The 22,261-nt window shown below is 54.3% G+C and carries 19 protein-coding genes; 18 read left to right on the forward strand and 1 reads right to left on the reverse strand.

What is annotated here, in order from left to right; all coding sequences use genetic code 11:
- Complete coding sequence (locus tag EDM56_RS29260; RefSeq protein WP_183192648.1) at positions 1-1,242, reverse strand: sensor histidine kinase; 1,242 nt, start codon at positions 1,240-1,242, stop codon at positions 1-3.
- Positions 1,243-1,518: 276 nt separating this feature from the next.
- Between EDM56_RS29260 and EDM56_RS29265 the strand changes: the two genes are divergently transcribed.
- The 18 genes from EDM56_RS29265 to EDM56_RS29350 all read left to right on the forward strand — a co-directional run bounded on the left by EDM56_RS29265 (position 1,519) and on the right by EDM56_RS29350 (position 22,251).
- Positions 1,519-2,508, forward strand: coding sequence for a glutaminase (locus EDM56_RS29265; RefSeq protein ID WP_183192643.1), 990 nt, complete (start codon positions 1,519-1,521; stop codon positions 2,506-2,508).
- 57 nt (positions 2,509-2,565) lie between these two features.
- Positions 2,566-3,990, forward strand: coding sequence for an alanine/glycine:cation symporter family protein (locus EDM56_RS29270; protein WP_122921462.1), 1,425 nt, complete (start codon positions 2,566-2,568; stop codon positions 3,988-3,990).
- Between the two features lie 172 nt (positions 3,991-4,162).
- Complete coding sequence (locus EDM56_RS29275) at positions 4,163-4,603, forward strand: MarR family winged helix-turn-helix transcriptional regulator (RefSeq protein ID WP_246009584.1); 441 nt, start codon at positions 4,163-4,165, stop codon at positions 4,601-4,603.
- A 6-nt stretch (positions 4,604-4,609) separates the two neighbouring features.
- On the forward strand, positions 4,610-5,377 hold the full coding sequence (locus EDM56_RS29280; RefSeq protein ID WP_122921463.1) for an SDR family NAD(P)-dependent oxidoreductase: 768 nt from the start codon (positions 4,610-4,612) through the stop codon (positions 5,375-5,377).
- A 159-nt stretch (positions 5,378-5,536) separates the two neighbouring features.
- Positions 5,537-6,496, forward strand: coding sequence for a GntR family transcriptional regulator (locus EDM56_RS29285; protein WP_183192644.1), 960 nt, complete (start codon positions 5,537-5,539; stop codon positions 6,494-6,496).
- A complete protein-coding gene (locus EDM56_RS29290) occupies positions 6,493-7,434 on the forward strand; it encodes a DMT family transporter (RefSeq protein ID WP_122921465.1) in 942 nt (313 codons plus the stop codon). The genes EDM56_RS29285 and EDM56_RS29290 overlap by 4 nt, the downstream gene beginning before the upstream one ends.
- A 4-nt stretch (positions 7,435-7,438) precedes the next feature.
- Positions 7,439-8,980 (forward strand): PucR family transcriptional regulator, encoded by a 1,542-nt coding sequence (locus tag EDM56_RS29295; RefSeq protein WP_122921466.1) that lies wholly within the window; start codon positions 7,439-7,441, stop codon positions 8,978-8,980.
- Positions 8,981-9,194: 214 nt separating this feature from the next.
- Positions 9,195-9,944 carry an IclR family transcriptional regulator gene (locus EDM56_RS29300; protein WP_122921467.1) on the forward strand — a complete coding sequence of 250 codons (750 nt, stop codon included), beginning with the start codon at positions 9,195-9,197 and terminating at the stop codon, positions 9,942-9,944.
- Between the two features lie 15 nt (positions 9,945-9,959).
- Positions 9,960-11,555: an OPT/YSL family transporter gene (locus EDM56_RS29305; protein ID WP_122921468.1), complete on the forward strand. Its 1,596-nt coding sequence runs from the start codon at positions 9,960-9,962 to the stop codon at positions 11,553-11,555.
- Between the two features lie 24 nt (positions 11,556-11,579).
- The gene (locus tag EDM56_RS29310; RefSeq protein WP_122921469.1) at positions 11,580-12,641 is read left to right on the forward strand and encodes an S-methyl thiohydantoin desulfurase family protein; all 1,062 of its coding nucleotides are present in this window, start codon (positions 11,580-11,582) and stop codon (positions 12,639-12,641) included.
- Positions 12,642-12,661: 20 nt separating this feature from the next.
- On the forward strand, positions 12,662-13,597 hold the full coding sequence (locus EDM56_RS29315) for a DUF1177 domain-containing protein (protein WP_122921470.1): 936 nt from the start codon (positions 12,662-12,664) through the stop codon (positions 13,595-13,597).
- A gap of 150 nt (positions 13,598-13,747) precedes the next feature.
- Positions 13,748-14,419, forward strand: a complete 672-nt coding sequence (locus tag EDM56_RS29320) for an AroM family protein (RefSeq protein ID WP_183192645.1) — start codon at positions 13,748-13,750, stop codon at positions 14,417-14,419.
- Between the two features lie 14 nt (positions 14,420-14,433).
- Complete coding sequence (locus tag EDM56_RS29325; protein WP_122921471.1) at positions 14,434-15,381, forward strand: aminopeptidase; 948 nt, start codon at positions 14,434-14,436, stop codon at positions 15,379-15,381.
- Between the two features lie 139 nt (positions 15,382-15,520).
- On the forward strand, positions 15,521-16,183 hold the full coding sequence (locus EDM56_RS29330) for a tetratricopeptide repeat protein (protein WP_122921472.1): 663 nt from the start codon (positions 15,521-15,523) through the stop codon (positions 16,181-16,183).
- Positions 16,184-16,361: 178 nt separating this feature from the next.
- Positions 16,362-18,752 carry a DUF7408 domain-containing protein gene (locus EDM56_RS29335; protein ID WP_246009585.1) on the forward strand — a complete coding sequence of 797 codons (2,391 nt, stop codon included), beginning with the start codon at positions 16,362-16,364 and terminating at the stop codon, positions 18,750-18,752.
- Positions 18,749-19,675: an ABC transporter ATP-binding protein gene (locus tag EDM56_RS29340; protein ID WP_122921473.1), complete on the forward strand. Its 927-nt coding sequence runs from the start codon at positions 18,749-18,751 to the stop codon at positions 19,673-19,675. The genes EDM56_RS29335 and EDM56_RS29340 overlap by 4 nt, the downstream gene beginning before the upstream one ends.
- Positions 19,672-20,556, forward strand: a complete 885-nt coding sequence (locus EDM56_RS29345; RefSeq protein WP_122921474.1) for an ABC transporter permease — start codon at positions 19,672-19,674, stop codon at positions 20,554-20,556. The genes EDM56_RS29340 and EDM56_RS29345 overlap by 4 nt, the downstream gene beginning before the upstream one ends.
- A gap of 15 nt (positions 20,557-20,571) precedes the next feature.
- Entirely contained in the window at positions 20,572-22,251 is a 1,680-nt protein-coding gene (locus EDM56_RS29350) for a hypothetical protein (protein ID WP_122921475.1), read from the forward strand.
- The last annotated feature ends 10 nt before the right edge of the window (positions 22,252-22,261 follow it).

Here is a 22,261-nt window from a genome sequence, read left to right on the forward strand (position 1 = left end):
TCACCCTTTCTCCCTTATCGATTCGATCGGCAACCGTATGAGAAATGCCGCTCCCGCACCGTCAGCCTCATCCAAGAGGGCGACCTCTCCCTGTTGTTCTTCGACCACTTCCTTCACATAGGACAGGCCGATGCCAGTGGAAGGAGCGCCGGCATGGTTGTATTTGGTCGTAAAGCCAGGCTTGAAAATGAGCCTCCGGCGTCGCGGCAAAACACCCGGGCCGTTGTCGCTGATTTTAAGCATCACTTGCTCGTCTTCTCTGGTTACGTAAATGGAAATAACGCCGTCGTCCTGGATAGCTTCCACCGCATTGGCGACCATGTTGTTGATCAGAGACAGCATGGTGAACACATGGTAGTGCGGATGCTCGCCTTCGATTGAGACGGCAAAATGAATGGTTTTTCCTAACAAGGCAGCGTATTTTTCGTTGGAGCGGATGACGATGTCGGCAAGCTGGTGAATGTCCATGTAATCGGTCAGATTCTCATCGGAAATCAGTTTGCGCAGCCCGGCAAAAATACGCTGGTTGTCCTTTTTGATCTCATGGACTTCTCCGGCGATGATCAGCGCCTGTTTGGCGAAGCGCTGCTCCTGTTCAATCGATTGCAAGCCTTGATACAGCTCAAACGATTTGACCGTAATGGTCTCTGCGCTTTGCAGCGTTTTTTTCAGGTGAAGCGATTCCTCATACAGATTGGAGATGAGCATCAGCATGTGCTCATTTTGCTTTCGCGTTTGTTTTTCCCTCGATTGCGCCTCATACAGCTTGATCATATTCAGGAAGCTCAGCACGACAAAGCTGTGCGAGAGCGCGACCATGAACATTTCTTGCAGCGCTCCCCACGTGATGACAGTAGGGAAGAACACATATTGTGAAAGGAGCTCGATCAGGTTGGCCGCCACCTCAATGACCATGCCGATGCCCCCGATGACGAGCGTTCGATTGTGGAACCGTTCCATTTTGATCAGGGTAAACAAAACAGAATAAGTAAAATAATAGACGAAGCTGGAGTAATGCTCCAAAGCGGAGGCGGCCCAATCAAAATGGCTTTGGGTCGTGCCTTCAAAGAGCATGCGGAAGAAGACCACGGCAATTCCGGTCAAAAATCCGGGCAATACGGCCGGCACACGTTGGAGCAACAGCAAAAAGAAGAAAAAGGTGGGGGCGCCGAAGCTGATCCGAAATGTCTCATTCACCAGATAGAATTTCCATTCCCCCGCCAAAGGGACGATGATTAGCATGAGGGCGACGATGTAGACATCTCTTTTTGTGTATGTATCAATGCGCAATCATTCCACATCCCGTTTTGTTTCATTCTTCTCTATTCTTATCTGTAACACTGATCAGGAGCAAGAGGAGAAAAAATATTATGTGTGCGTTTGAAACTATCTGTTGGATTTTGTTTTATTTTGTAGGGTGGATGTATTGTGTTCAATATATGTGTTTTACGCCGTCTGGAAGCGCTTTCAATTATTTGGAAAAAGATAAACTCACTCACAAGGTTTGGGGGGAAGAGCTTGATTCAAGAAGCTGTAATGGATGAGGGTGTTCCTGGTCTGCCCAAGGTGGATGTATTACAGCGGTGGGTCGCCGAACATCGTACGATGGCCTCTTTAGGAAAAGTTGCCAGCTATATCCCTGCATTGGCCAAGGTGGATCCGATGCAGCTGGGCATCTGCATCATTGAACCGAGAGGCACGATGATGACCGCAGGAGACTGGCAAGTGCCCTTTACGATGCAAAGCATTGCCAAAGTGGTCGGCTTTATCGCCGCCTGCTGCCATTGGGGCATCCCATACGTTTTGGACCGGGTGGATGTCGAGCCGACTGGCGATGCGTTCAATTCCATCATACGCTTGGAAATGCACAAGCCGGGCAAGCCATTCAATCCGATGATCAATGCGGGAGCGATTACCGTCTCTTCGTTGCTGCCGGGAGACTCATCGGAACAAAAACTGGATTATTTGTACGGAATATTCCAAAAAGTAACAGGTGCAAGGCCGGCAGTGGATGAAGAAGTGTTCCAGTCCGAATGGATGAACGCGCACCGAAACCGAGCGTTGGCTCATTATTTGAAAGATACCGGCTACCTGGCGTGCGAGGTAGAGGAGGCACTGGAAGTGTACTTGAAGCAGTGCTCGATCCAGGTCAACACGGAGCAGATCGCCATGATTGGATTGGTCCTGGCGCTCGACGGCTTTCATCCGATGTCCCGCAAACAGGTTTTCCCGAAGGAAATCGTGAGACTGGCCAAAGCGCTGATGCTGACATGCGGCATGTACGACGCTTCCGGCAAATTCGCGGCGAATGTCGGGCTTCCAGCCAAAAGCGGCGTTTCCGGTGGCATCATGACACTGGTTCCCGCCAACCGCAGAAGCCATGCGTCTTTTCCTGATGGATGCGGCATCGGCATTTTTGGACCCGCCATCGATGCGTGCGGGAACAGCGTCGCAGGTGTCTCCCTGCTAAAGGAAATGGCACGGGAATGGGATATCAGCATCTTTTGACGCAGGTGTTTTTCTCACACCTTTTCTAACCAAAAATCTTTTCTACGAGGTGACAGTATGCAACAATTTTTACTGGATGCAACAGGCGCTATCAACGATTTCATTTGGTCTTATGTCCTCATCTTCATGCTTGTTGTACTTGGTCTGGTTTTTACGTTCAAGGGCAGATTTTTGCAAATCCGTATGATCCGGGACATGCTGGACGCGATCCGCGAAGGGAAAAAAGGTACGGCAGGCGGCATATCGCCGTTCCAGGCGTTCTGTATTTCCATGGCCGCACGCGTCGGCACGGGCAACATCACCGGGATCGCCATCGCGATTGCCTTGGGCGGCCCGGGTTCTGTCTTCTGGATGTGGCTGATTGCCATTATCGGTTCCGCGTCGAGTTTTGTGGAGAGCACGCTGGCGCAAATTTATAAGGTGAAGGACAATGGCGGCTTCCGTGGCGGCCCGGCCTATTATATGGAAAAAGGGTTGAATAAAAGATGGATGGGCGCCCTTTTTGCGGTGTTGATCACCTTGTCGTTCGGTCTCGTCTTTAATGCAGTTCAGTCCAACACCATGGCGATCGCATTCGAAAATTCGTTCGGCTCCGACCGCCTGATTATGGGGCTGATCATGACGGTCGCGTTCGCCGGCATCATTTTTGGTGGGGTAAAACGCATTGCCAAATGGTCGGAGTACATCGTCATCGTGCTGGCAGTTCTGTACATCGGCATGGCCATGTTTATCATGCTGATGAACATAACCAAAATGCCGGAAGTCATCGCGTTGATTGTCAAAAATGCGTTCGGCTTCGAGCAATTCGCAGGCGGTACGCTCGGCGCGGCTCTGATGAACGGGGTGAAGCGCGGCCTGTTCTCGAATGAAGCGGGTATGGGTAGCGCGCCAAACGCGGCAGCAACCGCGACGACAAGCCATCCAGTGAAGCAAGGTCTGATTCAAGCGTTCGGCGTATTGACCGACACGCTGGTAATTTGTACGAGCACGGCGTTCATCATCTTGCTTTCCGGAGCGTACAAACAGCAAGGCTTGAGCGGCATCGAGCTGTCCCAAGCGGCGCTCAGTACCCATATCGGTTCCTGGGCATCCGCGTTCCTTGCCATCATGGTGTTCCTGTTTGCTTTCAGCACGCTGATCGGGAACTACTATTACGGTGAAACGAACATCGAGTTTTTGAAAACGAACAAAACATGGCTCATGCTGTACCGTGTTTGTGTGTTGGCCATGGTGATGTTCGGGGCAGTGGCGAAAGTGCAGCTGGTTTGGGACTTGGCCGACCTGTTTATGGGCCTGATGGTAATCGTCAACCTGATCGCGATCTTCCTGCTGTCCAAAGTCGCGTTTGCTGCGCTGCACGATTATCAGCGTCAGAAAAAAGCGGGCAAAGATCCGGTCTTTTACAGCGACAGCATTCCGGGTCTGGATCTCGAAGCGTGGGAGCCTGCTCCAGCTGTGAAGAAAATCGAAAACGTGGGATAAGCCCATGCGCTTGCCGCGAAACGAAGAAGTCTGATGCGAATGTCAGGCTTCTTTTTTTTATGCAGATCTTCCGCTGGCAAGTGATTGACGTATGCGCGAAGGAGAGGTATACTCAAAATGTTAAAAATATTAACTATTAATATTGTGAATTATGAAGAGGTGATACGCCATTATGAAGGAGAAAGAAGAGCTAGCCAAGCTGCTGTCAGTTATGTCCTACAAATTTGTAGTGGCCTACGGCAAAATTTTGGACAGCGATCTATCCGGTTCACAAGTATACATTTTGCAAATTCTGGAGGCAGAGGGCGCCAAAAAAAGCTCTGAGCTGGCCGAACGGCTTGAAATCAGCTTGCCCGCCGTGACGAACTTGACGAACAAGCTGGTGGCAAAGTCGTACATCGAGCGGATTGTGCCGGAGCATGACAGGCGGGTTACGATGCTGCATCTGACGCCACAAGGCAGCGATGTCCTGACGGTCGTCAATGAGAAATACGCCACATTGACCGATGCGCTGTGGACCGGCTTTTCCGACGACGAATACGCACAGCTTCTTTCCTTGTATAAAAAGATGGTCGCCAATCTGGACCAATACAAAGACAGCCATAAGGAGTGATTGAATATGACAGCAACACAAACACAACCGATCCAAGTCGCGCTGGTAACCGGAGCGGGCAGCGGCATGGGGCGCGCAACTAGCCTGAAGCTGGCGGAGATGGGCATGAAGATGGTGCTCGTTGACTTTAATGAGCAGACGGGCGAAGAGACGCTCACGATGGTCCGTGAAAAGGGTGGCGAAGGCATTTTTGTTCGGGCCAATGTCGCTGATAGCGCGGATGTGCAAAACTACGTCAACCAAGCGGTCAAAACCTATGGACGCATCGATGTGTTCTTCAACAACGCCGGGATTATCCAAAAGCCGTATTTGCTAGCGGACATTCCGGAGGAAGAGTTCGACCGTGTCGTCTCTGTCAATTTGAAAGGGGTATTCCTCGGCTTGAAATACGTGATCAAGGTGATGGAGCAGCAAGGCTCGGGCAACATCATCAACACCGCATCTACGGCAGGTCTGAAGAGTGAGCATAGTCTGGCGGTTTATTCGGCGACGAAGCATGCGGTCGTCGGGATCACCAAATCGGCAGCGATGGAGTATGTGAAAAAAGGCATCCGCGTCAATGCGGTCTGCCCTGGAGGCGTACAGACCAATCTGGTGGCAGGCCTGGAGAAAACGATTCAGGAAACAGGCCAAGTGCCGGAGATTCAATTCCCTCGCATCGGACGCATGGCTGATTCCGAGGAAATCGCCAATGTAGTGGTATTCCTCGCTTCGCCAGGGTCCAGCTACATGACTGGCTCGATTATTGCGGTTGACGGCGGACTCACGCTGTAAGCAACGAAACGTACACATTACAAAGGAGCGGCAGACGATGTCTGTTGCTCTTTTTTTCGTTGACCAACATTCCGAAGAAGTGTCATACTGTCATAAGACACTATGCAACTCGCACACATATTGATGATTGATACATACAGAAGAGGGAGGCCGGTCCGCTTGCGCTTTACCATCGATGAAAAATTGTCGCTGCCGATCCATGTGCAGCTGAAGGAACAGCTGAAAAGCTTGATCCAGCAAGGCTTGTATCAGCCGAATGACCAGCTGCCGAGCGTCCGTGAGCTGGCGGGGTTTTTGCGGATCAACCGCAATACCGTACAAAAGGCCTACACAGAGCTTGAGCAGGATGGCTTTGTCGGCAGCCGATGCGGCATCGGAATGTTCGTCGCTCCCGATGCCGCCGATAAGTTCCACGCGATGCAAGATGAGCTGCTCAATCAAACGATCTTGGCGCTGGATGCGCAAGGGATCAACATTTCGGAATTCGCCTTCGCGTTGCTCGCTCGCCATCAGGTGCGATGCGCAGAGCGGGGAATGCGACCTGTCTTGTTGTTTGTTGAATGCACTCCATCACAGGCAGCGGAGCTGGCAAGCGAGCTGGCTACGGAAACAGGCTATGTGGTGAAGCCGTGCGTGCTGCGTGACCTGTCTGCACAGGAAGCGAGCTTCCGCAGCGGCGATTACGATCTGATTGTCACCACGTTTTTGCATGTGGAAGAGGTGGAGGAATACTTGGGACAGCTTGCGCTGGAAAAGCGGCTGCCTGTTGCGGCGTGTCTGCTGGAATCGAACATTCTTGCCATGAAACGGCTGCAAGGCTTGCCGAAAGGAAGCCGCGTGGGCATCGCTTGCGCAACATGGGAGGGAACCGGCAACATCCGCAAATCAATTATCCAATCAGGGCTGGATCACGTGGAGCTGGTTGAAGGAGCCGGGGAAGCGCCGGAAACACTGCCCTTCCTGTTGAGCCAGACGGCATGCATCGTTTGCTCCAGCTATGTCGCCCCTTTGATTCAGGCTTTTTCCCCCACCATGCCCGTCATTATTGACGACCAGACCCTCACGAAGCAATCGATCCGCCTGATCAGCCACATGATGGAAGGAGGTGCGCGAACATGAGCCAACCAGCCGTTTTAAATCCGGCCAAATTTCCCCAATCGCAATGGCTTGCTGACGGGGCTGTGCTTTTGGTCGCGATTTTCTGGGGGTCGAGCTTTCTCGTTTCCAAGCAGGCGCTGGCCGTCTATCCGCTTTTTCTCTTTTTGTTTGTCCGGTTTTCGATCAGCTGCCTTTTGCTCATTCCGATTTCCTGGCGGCAATTACGTCAAGCTTCCCGGGAAACGTGGCGGATTGGTACGATATTCGGGTCGTTTCTCTTTGGTATATTCGTGCTGGAGACGCTTGGGGTCATGTACACGTCCGCGACGAATGCGGGGTTCATCATCAGCTTGTGCGTCGTGCTCGTGCCTCTGATCGAGGGCATCATCCAGAAGCGTTTTCCCAGTATGCTTCTGCTTGGCGCTGTGCTGCTGTCCGTTTTGGGGACGGGGCTATTGACGCTCAAGCAAGGCTATCAATTCAACATAGGCGACGTCTTGATCCTCGCGGCAGCCGTTACACGCGCATGCTTCATGATTATGACACAGCGCCTGACGCGCGGACGGCAGGTCGATTCCGCTGCATTGAACGTCGTACAGCTAGGCAGCGTGGCGGTGATGGCGGGAGTGGTCTCATTCTTTTCCTACCAGATGGAAAATCTGCTGCCGCATACGGGCACACTGTGGGTAGCATTGCTCTATTTGGCGTTGTTTTGCACCATCTATGCGTTCTATGTCCAGCTTTCCTTTATCCGGCGTACCTCACCGACCAGGGCAGGGGTGCTGCTCGGGACGGAGCCTCTGTTCGCGGCGCTGTTCGGCGTGGCGCTCGGCGGAGAGGAGCTGTCTATTCTAGGCTGGGTCGGCGGCTTCTGCATGGTCGCAGGCACGTTTATCGGAAGGTATGCGGAAGAGAAGCGCAGCCGCAACCTGGTGACAGAAGCGCGAGACAAGAGGTGAACACATGGAAAATACCCCTTTTACCGTAGAGCGGCTGCTGCAGCTGCCTGTCTTTAAAGGCGCAAAGGTGATGGCGGGCCACGCGGGCTTAACGAATGAGATTTATTACATCGACAGCATGGAAATGCCGGATTTGACCGGATGGCTGCGCCCCAACGAGCTGATTTTGACAACGGGCTATTCGTTTCGTCACGAGCCGATGATGCTGTGCCGCCTGCTCGACGAAATGCACCGTGTGGGCGGATCGGCGGTCGGGATCAAAACGCGGCGCGTCTTGCAGGAAGTACCGGGGGAAGCGCTGCAAAAAAGCAATTTGTACAACATTCCGCTATTTGACATTCCGCTTGAGGTGCCGTTTATCGATATGACGCACACGGTGATGGACAAGATTTTACAGCGGCAGGCATACATGCTCCGCGAAGTGCGGGAGGTCAATCAGCAGTTCACCAACATGGTGCTCAATCGGCGGACGACGGAGCTGGTAGTGCTGGTCGGACATCTGCTCTCGTGCGAGGCGGCTGTGTTGAATCAAGATGAGGAAGTCGAGAGCTGCACGGCGCGCTTTGTGTCGGCAGCGATCGTGGAAAAACGGCCGATCCAGGTGGGCAGCAGAGTGACCGGCTACCTGGCGATCACGCGGGCGCTGGCCGATTCCGAGCATTTTGAGCAAATGTGCCTCGATCATGCGATTACGGTGCTGGCGATCGAGTTTACCATCCGGCAATCGCAGCAGCTGCATCGGGAGCGCGAGCAGGAATCGTTTTTGGTCGAGCTGTTTTCCGGCTCCGCTCATCAGGAAGATTTGCTTCGCTATCGTGCCAAGCAGCTCGGCATCCCCGCAGGTACGAACCAATATGTGATCGTGATGCGCATCCACAGCAAAGGCGAGGAGATAACGAAGCTGTACAACCACTATTTACAAAGGATCAACAAGCTGGGCGCATATGCGCGAAAAGGTGTAATCATCAATGACTCGCTCATCGTCCTGTGCGCCACCGCCCAAAGCGACGCGGAGAAGCAGAAGGAGGAGGTCAGCCATCTGCTGGCGGAGTTGACACAAAAGACGGAGGAGATCGGCACCCATTTTCAGCTGTCTGTCGGGATCGGCGGCACGCGCGAACAGCTTGCTGACGTCCCGGAAAGCTGCAAGGAGGCGCAAAAGGCAATCGCGATCGGCCAGCATACGCTGCCCAAGCAGGAAGTGATCCATTTCCACGAGGTACTGGTGGAGGATCTGCTGTTGGACGTATCGGACCATCCGGTGCTTGCATCCTTGACCTCCATGCTGATTGAACCGGTGGTTGCCTACGACAAGGAGTACGGCACCGAGCTTTTTGCGACGCTGGGAGCGTTTCTCCGATCGGGGGGCAATACGAAGCGGGTGGCGGAGGAGCTGTTCATCCACCGCAATTCCGTGCTATATCGGCTGGAGCGGATCAGCGAGATTCTCCAAACCGATCTGAATGATGCGGAGGTGCGATTCCGCCTGGATGTGGCCATGCGTGCATGGAAAACGCGAGGCGCAGACGTTCATTCGATTATGTAAGCCGTGAAACCTTGATATGATCAGCTGTTTGTGAACGTGCCCAAAAAGGGGCACGATCTTTTGGGTCGCTTTCCATAGGGGGAAGCGGCTCGTTTTTGTTAAAGTGTAAATACACAGAATATAAACAAAGAAACGTAAATTTCGATTGGGGGCGTTGCAGCATGCGTATATATAGAACCACTGGTTCTTTATTCGGAACAGGGGAAGCGGTCTTATGTTAAAGACTCTGGATCAAGCGTTGAAGCTCTTGCAATATTTCACGCGGGAGCGCCCGCAGTGGGGCGTGCGTGAGTTAGCCGCCGAGATGGAGATGAGCCATACCGTTGCGTACCGCATGTTGGTTACGTTTACACGGCACGGTCTCTTGACGCAAGAACCTGAGACCAAGAAGTATCGACTGGGCCTGAAGGTGCTGGAATACGGGGGGATTATCCGCGACCAGCTCAACATCACCGATATCATCTACCCAGTTATGAAGGCGCTCTCAGACAAAACCGGTGAATCGATTTTTCTTACATGGCTGGACGGTTCAGACGGCATTTGTACCGAGATCGTGGAAAGTAATCAGAGCATCAAGTATGCCTTGAACGTAGGAAGCCGGACGCCGCTGTATGCCGGAGCATCCAATAAGGTGATCATGGCCTACATGCCGATCGATGTGATCAAGGCGATTTTGGAAAAAGGCTTACAGCCAAAAACGCCCAATACGATCGCGAACCGGGAATCCCTTCTGCAAAACCTAGAGACAATAAAAAAAGCAGGATGGGCGTATTCTCTCGGTGAGTACACGGAGGACACATTCGGTGTGGCCATGCCGATTTTTGACAGTAGCGGGAAGCCGGTCGCTTCATTGACGATCGCCGGCCCCAAGTACCGAATGTCGGATGAAAAAGTGCCGGAGATGGTAGATGCGCTCCGGAAGTCAATCGATAGCATTCATCAAATCGTACAGCAAATTATGTAAATGGGGGAGCAACCTATGGCAAAAGACAAAACACCAAAAGAAAAACATCCGTCCGTTTTTGAACCGTTCTCACTCATCTTGAACATTGTCCTGTCGGTATTCGGGGCAATCATCGGGATGCAGCTGATTACCTCGCTCGGGGTTACGCCGAGCACATCGATCATTGGGGCATTGGCAGCGATGCTGATCGCGCGCATTCCAATCGCCGCTCTGATGAAATTCAAGTCGGTCCACCGCCAAAACCTTGTACAAACCGCAATTTCTTCCGCGACGTTCGGTGCAGCGAACAGCTTGCTGATTCCAATCGGGATTCCGTTTGCGATGGGCAGACCGGAGTTGATCGTACCGATGTTGATCGGGGCCGCGCTCGCTATGTTCGTCGACTCTGCTTTGCTGTACAAGCTGTTTGATTCCAAAGTATTCCCCGCATCGGGCACATGGGCTCCAGGTGTAGCGACGGCGGAAGCGATCATCGCGGGCGATAAGGGCGGCAAGCGCGGCGCGCTGCTCGGGATCGGGACCGTTATCGGTTTGATCGGCTCTTATTTCGGCATTTCGATGTCAGCTTTCGGGGTTGCCTTCATCGGAAACATTTTCGCGCTGGCGATGTTCGGCATCGGGCTTTTGCTCCGCCAATATTCCGTTACGCTTTTCTCTGTGGACGTGAACACACTGTTCATCCCACACGGTTTCATGATCGGTGCAGGGGTTGTCGCCTTGTTCCAGGTCGCTTTCGTAATATTCAAAAAGAAAAAACCGGCGGCTGCGGGCGCAGTCGAGGAAACGTATACGCAAGATGATAAAACTACGTCCCGCGTGCTCGGACTCGGCTTCATCGCTTACCTGATCGTTGCCTTGATCGTGGCGATCGCAGGCGGGATCATCACACAGATGTCGGTTGGCATGTTTATCGGTTTCCTGATTTTTGCCGCATTTGCCGCTTATGTGCATGAACTGATCGTTGGGATTGCCGCGATGCACTCCGGCTGGTTCCCGGCATTCGCAGTCGCCTTGATCACCTTGATCGTCGGCATGATGATCGGCTTCCCACCGGTCGCACTCGGTTTGCTTGTCGGCTTTAGCGCAGCAACAGGACCTGCTTTTGCCGATATGGGCTACGATTTGAAAACCGGTTACATCCTGCGCGGCAACGGCCGCGACCGCGAGATGGAGCTGCAAGGGCGCAAAGAGCAGTACATCACCGGTATGATCGCATTCGGTGTAGCGCTGTTGACCGTTTTGTTCACGTATAAAGGATTCTTTGCACAAAACCTGGTGCCACCGGTCGATAAGGTTTATGCATCGACCCTCGAGGCAGGCGCTTCCCCTGAGATTGCCAAGCAGTTGTTGTTGTGGGCGATTCCAGGCGCGATTCTGCAGTTCATCGGTGGGGCGAACCGCCAGCTGGGCGTCATGTTCGCCACCGGTCTGTTGATCCTCAACCCGAATGCGGGCTGGGCCGTCCTCGCTGGTATCTTGATCCGCACCATTGCCCTGAAGGTGAAAGGCAAAGACGCGGAAAGCACGCTCAGCATTCTCGCCGCTGGCTTTATCGCCGGTGATGCAATCTATAGTTTCTTCAGCTCCGTGTTCAAATTCGCGAAGAAATAAAGACAACCTGGAGGAGAAACGGCTATGGCTAAAATTACGTTGACCAAAGAAATGATGGAGGCAGCTGTCTTCGGAGGCGCCGTACTCGGCGGCGGAGGAGGCGGCTGGATCGAGGAAGGTCTGGAAACAGGGCGGCTTGCGCTTGAAGTCGGCGCACCGCAGCTGTATACCGCAGAGGAGATGGATGATCACGATCTGCTGGCGACCGTCGCACTGGTCGGCGCGCCAGCTGCGAAAGAGCAATTCACCAAGCCGATGCATTATGTGCGTGCGCTGCAGCTGTTGGAAAAGCTCGTCTCACAGCCGATCCGCGGCATCATCACCAATGAAAACGGCGCTGGCACGACGGTAAACGGCTGGTTCCAGGCAGCTGTGACCGGATTGCCCGTCATCGATGTTCCATGCAACGGCCGTGCACATCCGACCGGCGTGATGGGGGCGATGAACCTGCATGAGTGCGATGGCTACGTTTCGCACCAAGCCGCAGTCGGCGGGAAAGACGAGCGCTACCACGAGGTGAGCATCAGTGCTCAGCTGCAGCAGGCGGCAGCGCTGGTACGGAAGGTGTCCGTGGAAGCAGGCGGACTGGTCGTCGTGGCGCGCAATCCGATTACGGTCGGCTATGCCCGCGAAAACGGGGCGCCTGGCGCGATCAGTCAAGCGATTGAGGTCGGGCGCGCATTGCTCAGCTCCAAAGGCGAATCAGCGATCGAGGCCGTTTGCCAAAAGCTTGGCGGACGGATCGTCACGGCAGGCACCGTCGACGAGTTCACACTGGAAACCACAGGCGGCTTCGATGTCGGCCGCGTCGTCATCGCGGGGCACGAGATGACGTTCTGGAACGAATATATGACGCTCGAGCAAAACGGTCAGCGTCTGGGAACTTTCCCGGATCTGATCATGACGCTTGATGCCAAAACGGCGAGACCAGTCGTTTCCGCCGCCATTGAAAAAGGGCAACACCTGGCTGTCATCCATGTGCCAAAAGAAAATCTGATCTTGAGCGCCACCATGCGTAACCGCGAGCTGATGACCTCAGTGGAAGCCGCTGTAGGGAAACAAATCTTGCCATACATCTTCGCGTAAACATAGGGAGGAACCAAATCATGTCGTTGAAACAAACCATTACTGTATTTGAAACCATGGACAGTGCGTATGTGAATGGGGAAACCATCAAAGCATTGTTTGTAGAATATCCGCAAGTAACCGTTACGGTACAAACCGTCACAGGCGAGCAAGGCAAAACCGATTTCGTCAAAATCGTTATCCCAGGCAAAAACGGCAAATCAACAGGCGGAAACGCGCCAACCTTTGGAATCATCGGACGCTTGGGCGGGATCGGTGCCCGTCCGAGTCGGATCGGAATGGTATCCGATGCGGACGGAGCAGTAGCAGCGGTCGCGAGCGCACTCAAGCTTGCGGACATGCAAAAAAACGGCGATGTGCTGGCAGGCGATGTGATCGTAAGCACGCACATTTGCCCGGATGCGCCGACACAACCGCATGAGCCGGTCGATTTCATGGGCTCGCCGGTTGGCATTTTGACAATGAACAAGCATGAGGTCATTCCGGAGATGGAAGCAATCCTCTCCATCGATACGACAAAAGGCAACCGCGTGATCAACCACAAGGGCATCGCGATCTCCCCGACCGTGAAGGAAGGGTACATCCTGCGCGTCAGTGAAGATTTGCTGCGCGTCATGGAAATGACAACAGGCGCTTTGCCAGTGACGTTCCCGATCACCATGCAGGACATTACGCCGTACGGCAATGACCTGTTCCATATTAACAGCATTTTGCAGCCGTCGGTCGCCACCGATGCACCGGTTGTCGGCGTCGCGATCACTGCGCAATCAGCTGTTCCGGGCTGCGGCACCGGGGCAAGCCATGAAACCGACATCGCGCTTGCGGTCAAATTCGCGGTCGAAGTGGCGAAAGAATACACCAATGGCGTCACCAAGTTTTACGATGAGGCCGAGTACGCGCACATTACAGCCCTCTACGGCTCGATGAAAGTTTTGCAAACCATGGGCAACGTGTAAGGGTAAGAAAACGAATTGCCAAAAGACAGGGAGAGGCATGATTCTCCCTGCTCTTTTCCTGAGCTGAATACACAAAAAATTTTCGCGAAATCGGAAACGAAAGCTGCGCTTACGCGAAAAGGCATAAGCGTCATGGGGGATGAATGGGGCATGAGACAAGTAGGCATGATTACGATTGGGCAAGCGCCGCGCACAGACGTCGCGCCGATTGTGGAGAAGTATCTCGAAGGCCGCGCTGAGTTGGTGCAGGCAGGCGTACTGGACGGCATGGCGTTGGCTGAGATCAATGCGAATCTGTCGCCGGGGCCGGGCGACTATGTGCTGACGTCCCGGCTGGTGTCCGGCGAGTCGGCGGTGATGGCGCGCGAGCGGATCCAGCCGATTTTGCAGCGCAAGATCAACGATTTCGAAGAGCGGGGCATCACGAACATTTTGCTTTTGTGCACAGGTGTGTTCCCCGGCCTGCGCGCCGAGCAATCGTTTCTCATCGAGCCGGACCATGTGATTCCGCCTGTCGTCGCGACGATGGCAAAAGGGCGCAAACTCGGCGTTATCGTCCCGCTGCCGGAGCAAGTGGATGCTCTCCGCGATAAATATTCGCCGCATGGACTTGACCCGGTGTTCGCTGTTGCTTCACCATATAAGCATGACCCGCAAGCGTATCAGACGGCCGCCAGCCAATTGAAGGGTGAGGTCGACCTTATCCTCCTCGATTGCATGGGCTATACGGAAGAGGCGCGTCAATTGGTTGCCGATTTGACTGGTCTGCCCGTCATATTGTCGAATGCCATCATGGCCAAAATCGTTTCGGAAATGATCTAACACACAAAGGAATGATGAACGTGTCAGTAACCACAGTCAGTAAAGGACTTCTCGTCCAATGCCTCGGATTGAAACAAGGAGAGCGCTTCCTCGTGGTAGCAGATGATGTGAAGAAGACGCTTGGTGAAGCGGTATGGCAAGCAGGTCGAGAGCTGGGCGCAGAAGCGATGCTCATGGTCATGCAGGAACGTGAAAAATCCGGGCAAGAGCCGCCGACAGCCGTAAGCGAAGCGATGAAAAACGCTGATGTGGTCATCTGCATCACCGAACATTCGCTCACCCATACGAAGGCGCGTAAAGAAGCCGCCGCCGCAGGGGTGCGCCTCGCCACCATGCCGGGCATCACGGAGGACATGTTCCTTGAGGGCGCAGTTGCCGCCGACTATACAAAAGTAAAAGCATTGACGGAAAAAGTGACCCAGCTGCTCTCGGACGCACAGCGTGTGCGCATCGAAAAAGACGGAAAATCGTTCTCCTTCTCCATTGAGAGCCGTCCGGGCGTACCGAGCACAGGTGTCTACCTCAACCCAGGTGAATCCGGCAACCTGCCGTCCGGGGAAGCGTTCATTGCACCGGTCGAAGGCTCGGCTGAAGGGGAAATCTTCATCGATGGTTCCATCTCTGGCATCGGTAAAGTGGATGAGCCCGTGCTTTTGACCGTTAAAGAGGGCCGCATCGTGGCGACTACAGGTGCAGACGGTGACAAGCTGCTGCAAATTCTGGGCACTGGCGATGGCCGCATGCTGGGCGAGTTCGGCATCGGCACCAATGACAAAGCGCGCATCACCGGCGTCGTGCTGGAGGATGAAAAAGTGTACGGCACGATCCACGTCGCGTTCGGCAGCAATAACACGTTTGGTGGCACGATCGCAGCAGGCGTACATATTGACTGCGTCGTGAAAAGTCCAGACGTGTATCTGGATGACAAAAAGATCATGGAAAAAGGAAACCTGCTGGTGTAAGGCAGGATAACAGGAAAACAAGCTGACGCCTTGGACAGGTGTCGGCTTGTTTTTATTTCGCTTCTGACGAAAAATTATCAATTCCCACACCAATGTGCTATCATACAAAAAGTTATTTACTGGAAAAGGGGAATTTTCTTTGGCTAAATTCGCGCTTTTTTCACTTCTTTGGTACATTACCGGCAGCCCGATCCTCGCCATCCTCGTGCTGCTCATTGTGCTTTATTTGCTCGATCTGCGCTTTGTCCGCCTGCTGCCCAATCTGTTCCGGCCAATCCAGATGTCTCGTCGACTCTCCCGCCTGAAGCAGGATTTGCGTCTGAGCCCGCACGACACCTCCGCCAAGCTGGAGGTCGCCCGAATCTATATGGAGAAGCGCCGTTACCAAGAGGCGTTACCCTATTTGCAAGAAATCCGGAACGTGATGAGCGACTCGGCGGAATTCCTCTGCGATCTGGGCATTTGCCTTATCAAGACAGGGGCACGGGAAGCAGGGGAAGCACTGATTTTGCAAGCCCTGGACAAAAATCCGCGGGTCAAATACGGCGAGCCGTATCTGTATCTCAGCGAGGCATTCGCCGCAACCGATGTGAACAAGGCGATGGCCTACCTTGAGGAATGTAAAAAGCTGCATTCGTCGTCGGTGGAAGTCATCTACAAAATGGGTCTCCTCTATGTGCTGCTGCAGCAGCAGGCGGAAGCGAAACGTGCATTCGCCGAGGCTGTGGAGGTGTACCGCGGGCTGCCGCGATACAAAAAACGGCAGGAGCGCCGCTGGGCGATCTTAGCAAAGCTGAAATGAGCCACTCAATTGACGAGTCGGCTTTTTTCTTTTGCCAAAAGCTGCCCAGCGCAAGAATCGGGAACACGGCTACCAAGCAAAACTCTAGCAAAACTGTATCTTTTTCCTAGAAGATTCGTCTTAGCTTATGAGTGTGATAGAAAGTATCTGACATTTGGTTGGTGGAGGTATGTTTGCAATGATGGCAGAAAAGTCGAATAAATGGCAGTCAGCAGTCAGTCGGCTGCTCATGTTCGCCATGCTTGTCGCGTGCTTGCTCGACCCGCTGCTACCGCGAGCATTCGCCGAGCAGGCGATTCAGCTCAGCGTCACGGCAGGCATTGGGGGCGATTATCGGGAGTCCGACACGATTCCGGTGCAGGTGACCGTGATGAATGGTGGCGGCACCGACGTGGAAGGGAATGTGGTGATCGCGACCGGAAATGGCAGCGATTTATTCTCGGCTGCTTATTATCAGCCGGTTTCCGTGGCAAAAGGTGCGACAAAGCAGGTGACGATCCTTGTGCCTGGCACAGAGATCGGGCCGAACAGCTATGTAGCCGTGCAGCAAAACGGGGAGACCGTCGCCAAAACGACGATCGGTGGGAGACGGTATAGTCAGGACTCCTTGTTGATCGGGGTATTGGCATCCGACCCGGATACGGCCAATTTTTTGGGCACGATGCCGAAAAATAAGTTTTCCGAGCAGGTGCGCGTTCTGCCGATGAAAGCGGAGCAAGTACCGCAGGCAGAGGCGCAGCTTGGCATGCTCAACATGCTGATCGTAAATGATTTCGCCTTGGATTCTTTAAATGAAAAGCAGATTCAGGCGATTAAAGAATGGACGCAAAACGGCGGAATGTTGATTCTTGCGGGCGGTGCAACCTATGCCAAGTCGGCGGGCGCTTTGGCTGAGCTGTCGCCGGTCGCCGTGACCGGAGTAGGGAGCGTGAGCAAGCTCTCTGGCGTGACAGTGGAAAAAGAGCAACCAGTGCAGCTGCCCAGTCCGCTGACCGTGAGCATGGGTACAGTGAAAGAAGGAAGGCTGCTCGCTGCGGAAGGCACCGTTCCTGTGACGGCAGTCCGCTCGGTTGGACAGGGGAAAGTGTTGTATGTGGCCTACGACTTGGCACAGGAGCCGGTGGCAAGCTGGTCGGGCAATAGCCGGTATTGGGCTGATTTGCTGACTAAAGCGTTTGGCAGCAGCTTGTATGCGCATATGAACAACCCGGCAAACGACATTTGGGCGCTCGACAATGCTTCCGACCGAATTCCGGCGCTGAAGCTTCCGGAAGTGCCGTGGCTGGCGCTCTATTTTGGACTGTACGCTTTGCTCGTCGGCCCGGTCTTCTACTACGTTTTGCGGAAAAAGCGGAAGCAGAGCTATATGTGGGGAATTGTTCCGGCCTTTGCGGTTGTGGCGGGCGTCGGCATTTTTGCGTATGGTGCGGCCCAGCGCGGTTCGGGTGTGGTGTTACACAGCACAGGCTACCTACAATTTACCCAAGCGGGGCAGGCGAAAGGGATTGAGGTGGCGTCGGCTTTCGTGCCGCGCAGCGCTGACTATGAGGCAGAGGTGAAGGGAAGCGGGCGCGTGTGGCCGATCATCAATGGGCGCGGTAACGAAGTGGAGCCGAAAGTATGGATTTCGGCCCAAAATGATCATACAACAGCACAGTTTCGGGATGTGGAGTTCTGGTCGGTCCGCAAGCTGGGGATGATGACCAGCATACCGAATGCAGGTTCATTCGTCTCCGACCTGTCCTATCGTGACGGCAAGCTGAGCGGGACCGTGACGAACCGGACCCAGTACCCGCTGCACGATGTGAAAATCATCGCGGGACAGACGATCCAGCCGATTGAGGATTTGGCGGCCGGAGCAAGCGTGAAGGTCGATCTTTCCTTCAATGCGCAGGCGCAAATCGCGCCAGGACGCCGGCTGTATTCCAGCAAAAACAATCTGATCCCGCAAGCGGTGCAAAACAACAGTAACGCCGAAGACAGCAGGGAATGGATGATGCTCGACATTTTGGATCAAGGCAGACAGAATGCGCTCGACAACTCCAACGGTGTGATGCTGATGGGCTGGAGCGACATGCCGATCAACGATGTAGAAATGAAGCGGGAAACCGTTCGCAAGGAGCATTTGACGCTGGTCACTTCACCGCTTTCCATCAAGCCGTCGCCAGATGGGACCGTCTTTTATCCGGCCGGAACGTTCCAAGCCATTATGACGGAAAGCACGGCTGAAACAGATGAGCTGGATAACGGCTACCAGATGAGAGCGGGGGATATCACCTTCGAATTCCATCTGCAGGAGGAAAACCAGCAGCTGCAGGTATCCAAGCTCTACATCTATACATGGTCAGAAGACAAGACCTTGTTTGACAAGCAAGTGTACAACTGGCAGACGAAGACGTTCGTTCCTTTTGATCAGGCGTTTGCCGACAACAAGCTGGAAAGCGCCAAAATCGGCACGTTCCTCTCACCGGATGGCGTGCTGCGGGTGAAATTCTCCCATTCCCGAGACGAATACCGTCATATCGGCACACCTGTGGTCGGTGTGGAAGGAAAGCTGGTGAAACCATGATTCAAATCGAACAATTAACGAAGCGATACGGCAAGATGGAGGCGCTCAAAGGTGTGTCCTTGTCGATCGAAAAAGGCACGGTATTCGGATTCGTTGGACCGAACGGCGCCGGTAAATCGACGACGATGTCGATTCTGGCAACACTCCTTGAGCCGACGAGCGGCAAGGCATATGTCGGTGGCTTTGACGTCATCAAGCACCCACGCGAGGTGCGAAAGCTGATCGGCTATATGCCGGACTTTTTCGGCGTGTACGATTATTTGACCGCGGAAGAATATCTCGACTTTTATGGCGCCAATTACGATATTCCGCCCGAGGAGCGCAAGGCGATCATTCCGCAGCTGCTCGAACTGGTCAATTTGAGCCACAAGCGCGACGCCTATGTCGATTCCCTGTCGCGGGGGATGAAGCAGCGGCTTGGCCTCGCACGCTGCCTGGTCCATAACCCGGAGGTACTGATTTTGGACGAACCGGCTTCCGGTCTTGACCCGCGAGCGCGGATCGAGCTCCGTGAAATTTTAAAAGAGCTGCGAGATATGGGCAAAACGATCATCATCAGCTCGCACATCCTGCCGGAGCTAGCGGAAATGTGTGATGTGATCGGAGTGATCGAAGAGGGCAATCTGGTAGCATTCGGCAAGGTGGAGGAGATTTACGCCCGCATGCAAGAGAAACGGGTGCTGCGCATCCGGCTCCTGGATCGCGTCGACGAGGCGATGGCCCGTCTGCGCGAGGTGCCAACGGTTGCTGGAGTGACGCGCGAAGGCAACTGGGTTGTCGTCGGATTTAGCGGGGACGATGCCGATCAGGCGAAGCTTTTGCGCGACTTAACGGTCAACGATTTTCCGGTCGCTGCGTTCAATGAAGCGCAAGGCGATCTGGAAGAAATCTTTTTGGAAATTACGAAGGGGGTGGGCTCATGAATGTCATCCGTCGATTGCGTAACCCGGTTCTGGTCAATGAGCTGAAGCTGCGGATGAGGACGAAGCGTTCGCCCTGGATTATCTTTTTATACTTGCTTGCGCTGGGCGGCATTTCGCTGACGATGATCTTCCTGGTCACCGGGAGTGGGACATACTATCGCCCCGACCAGACGAGAGAGCTGTTCATGATGCTGTCAATGTTCCAGCTGGCAATGATCTGCTTCGTCGTTCCAGGGCTGACGGCTGGCGTCATTTCCGGCGAACGAGAAAGGCAGACGCTGCCGATCATGCTGACGACAAATGTTAGCGCGACCAAGCTGATTTTGGGCAAATGGCTGGCGTCGCTCGGCTTTATGATGTTTTTGATCGTGGCCTCGCTGCCGCTCTACACAATCGTTTTCCTGTACGGCGGAATCTCGCCGGAGCAGCTTGTAAAAGTATTCGGGTTTTACTTGGTGACAATGCTTGGCTTCGGCAGTGTCGGCGTATTGCTGTCCACGCTGATCAAGCGGACGGGGGTTGCGACGGTGCTGACCTATGCGATCGCCTTTGGTTATACCGCTGGTACCGCCGTCATCGGCGAGGTGGTGCGTCAGTTCATCCGCTACCAGCTGCGCAATTCGGGAGCGAGCAGCTCGCAGGTCACTTCGGCTTGGCCAGATTTCCTGAACAGCCTTAATCCGTTTTTCGGTATGCTGAACATTTTTGAAGAAGGGCCGATCCGCATATTCCGCGGGGGATCTATGGCGAAATACGGGCAGCTGACGGTCGACCCGTACTGGATCTATTGCGCATTTTTGCTAGTGTTGACGGTGATATTCCTTGGACTGGCGATTTATTATGTCAAACCGGTGCGTCCGCGTCTGGGCAAACGCGCGTAAAGGAGCCTTCCGATCATGTTGAAACGGCAAGATGACGAGATGTTGACACTGCTTGGGCCGATTCAAAGGAAATTGCTTCGCCAAAAGCTGGTTTTGCGGCTGGCTGGCGCCCTCATCATCGGATTAGGGGCGGGCGTGCTGTTGCTCCTCTTTGCGCGCTTTCTGCCGATTTTTTACTACAAATGGGCAGCCGTTAGCTTTCCGGTGCTGGGGCTCTTGATCGGGCTGATCTGGACGCTGCGGAAAAAGCCGACGCTGGTCGCGGCTGCCAAAGAAGCAGATCGGCACGGGCTGGCAGAGCGGACGGTTACCGCGCTGGAAAATCGGGCACAAACCTCGATGCTGGCAGTGCGGCAGCGGGAAGATGCGCTGTCTCGGCTGCGCGGTGTGCTGCCGCAGGTGCTTTCCGGCATCGCGGTGTTCCGGTTTTCCCGGATAAAATGGATCGGTTTATCGGCGGTGCTGGCGAGCTGGCTCACACTGTTTTGCTGGCCGAACGGCATGGACCAGGTGATCGCACAAAAGCTGCAGGGGCAAGCGCAGCTGGCGGAAGCGAAAAAGCAGCTGGATGAGCTGACAAAATCCCTCGCGAACGAAAAATCATTGAGTGCGGAGCAGAAGAAAAAGGCGGCTGACATCATGGACGAGGCCAAACGCAAGCTGGCTTCGGCGAATGATACCGCTGACAGACTGAACGCACTGCGTGCCGCCGAAAAACAACTGGAGAAATGGAAGCAGGCACAGGGCGCCAAGCAAGAGCTGCTGCAACGGCTTGCGCAAGGCATGAACGGCGTGCAAGGAATGAAGCCGGATGAAGCGGCAAAGCTCGCCCGCGAGCTGCAAAAAGAAGCGGAAGCGCTGGCGAAAACAGCCGCAGCCGCGGATCAGAAGGAACTGAAAAAAATGATGGAGCTGTTGAAGCAAGCGAGCGACTCCAATAATCCGAAAGCGGCCGAGCAGCTCAGCCAAGCGATGAAGGAAGCGATGCAGCAAATCGAACAATCGCAGCAGGCAATGCAATTTGCGGCTCAGACGATGGCAGCGTTGCAGCAGTCGCAGCAATTACTGGCGGCGGCCGCGAATGCACAGGCAGGCGGCGGGGCAACTGGTGCCGCATCAGCGGGTGGAACCGGCCAAGCAGCAGTTCCTGCGATGGCGGGGCAGAGCGGCACTTCAACCGGACAGCCAAGCGGGCAAGCGAGTCCCTCCGGACAAAGTGGGACAGCAACACAGGGTTCGGGGAGCAATCCATCAGACAGTCAGGCAAACGGCCAAGGTGCAGGGCAGGGGCAAGGCAATGGAAATGGGCAAGGGCAAGGTAACGGCCAAGGAAATGGCCAAGGAAACGGCAATGGCCAAGGCGCAGGGCAAGGGAATGGAAACGGTCAAGGCTCCGGCAGCGGAAAAGGCAGCGGGGCCGGGCTTGGCGACGGCAATCATGAGCTCGTTTCGGTCCCGTCCGAGCGCATCGCAACCCAGGGCGGACCGACGGAAACGGTAGGCGGGCCGCTTGGAGAAGGTCCATCCGATACGCGTCAGAGCGGCAGTACACAAGTATCGGCTGGCACAGCCCGACCTTACCAGGAGGTTTACCAGCAGTATGCACAGTTTGCCCGGGAGAGCATGGAAAAAGGGAGCATACCCGGCGACTATCAAGATATCGTCAAAGATTATTTCAGCAACATTGAACCGTAGGGAGATGTGA

The organism is Brevibacillus fluminis, assembly GCF_003710825.1.
GTDB classification, from domain to species: domain Bacteria; phylum Bacillota; class Bacilli; order Brevibacillales; family Brevibacillaceae; genus Brevibacillus_D; species Brevibacillus_D fluminis.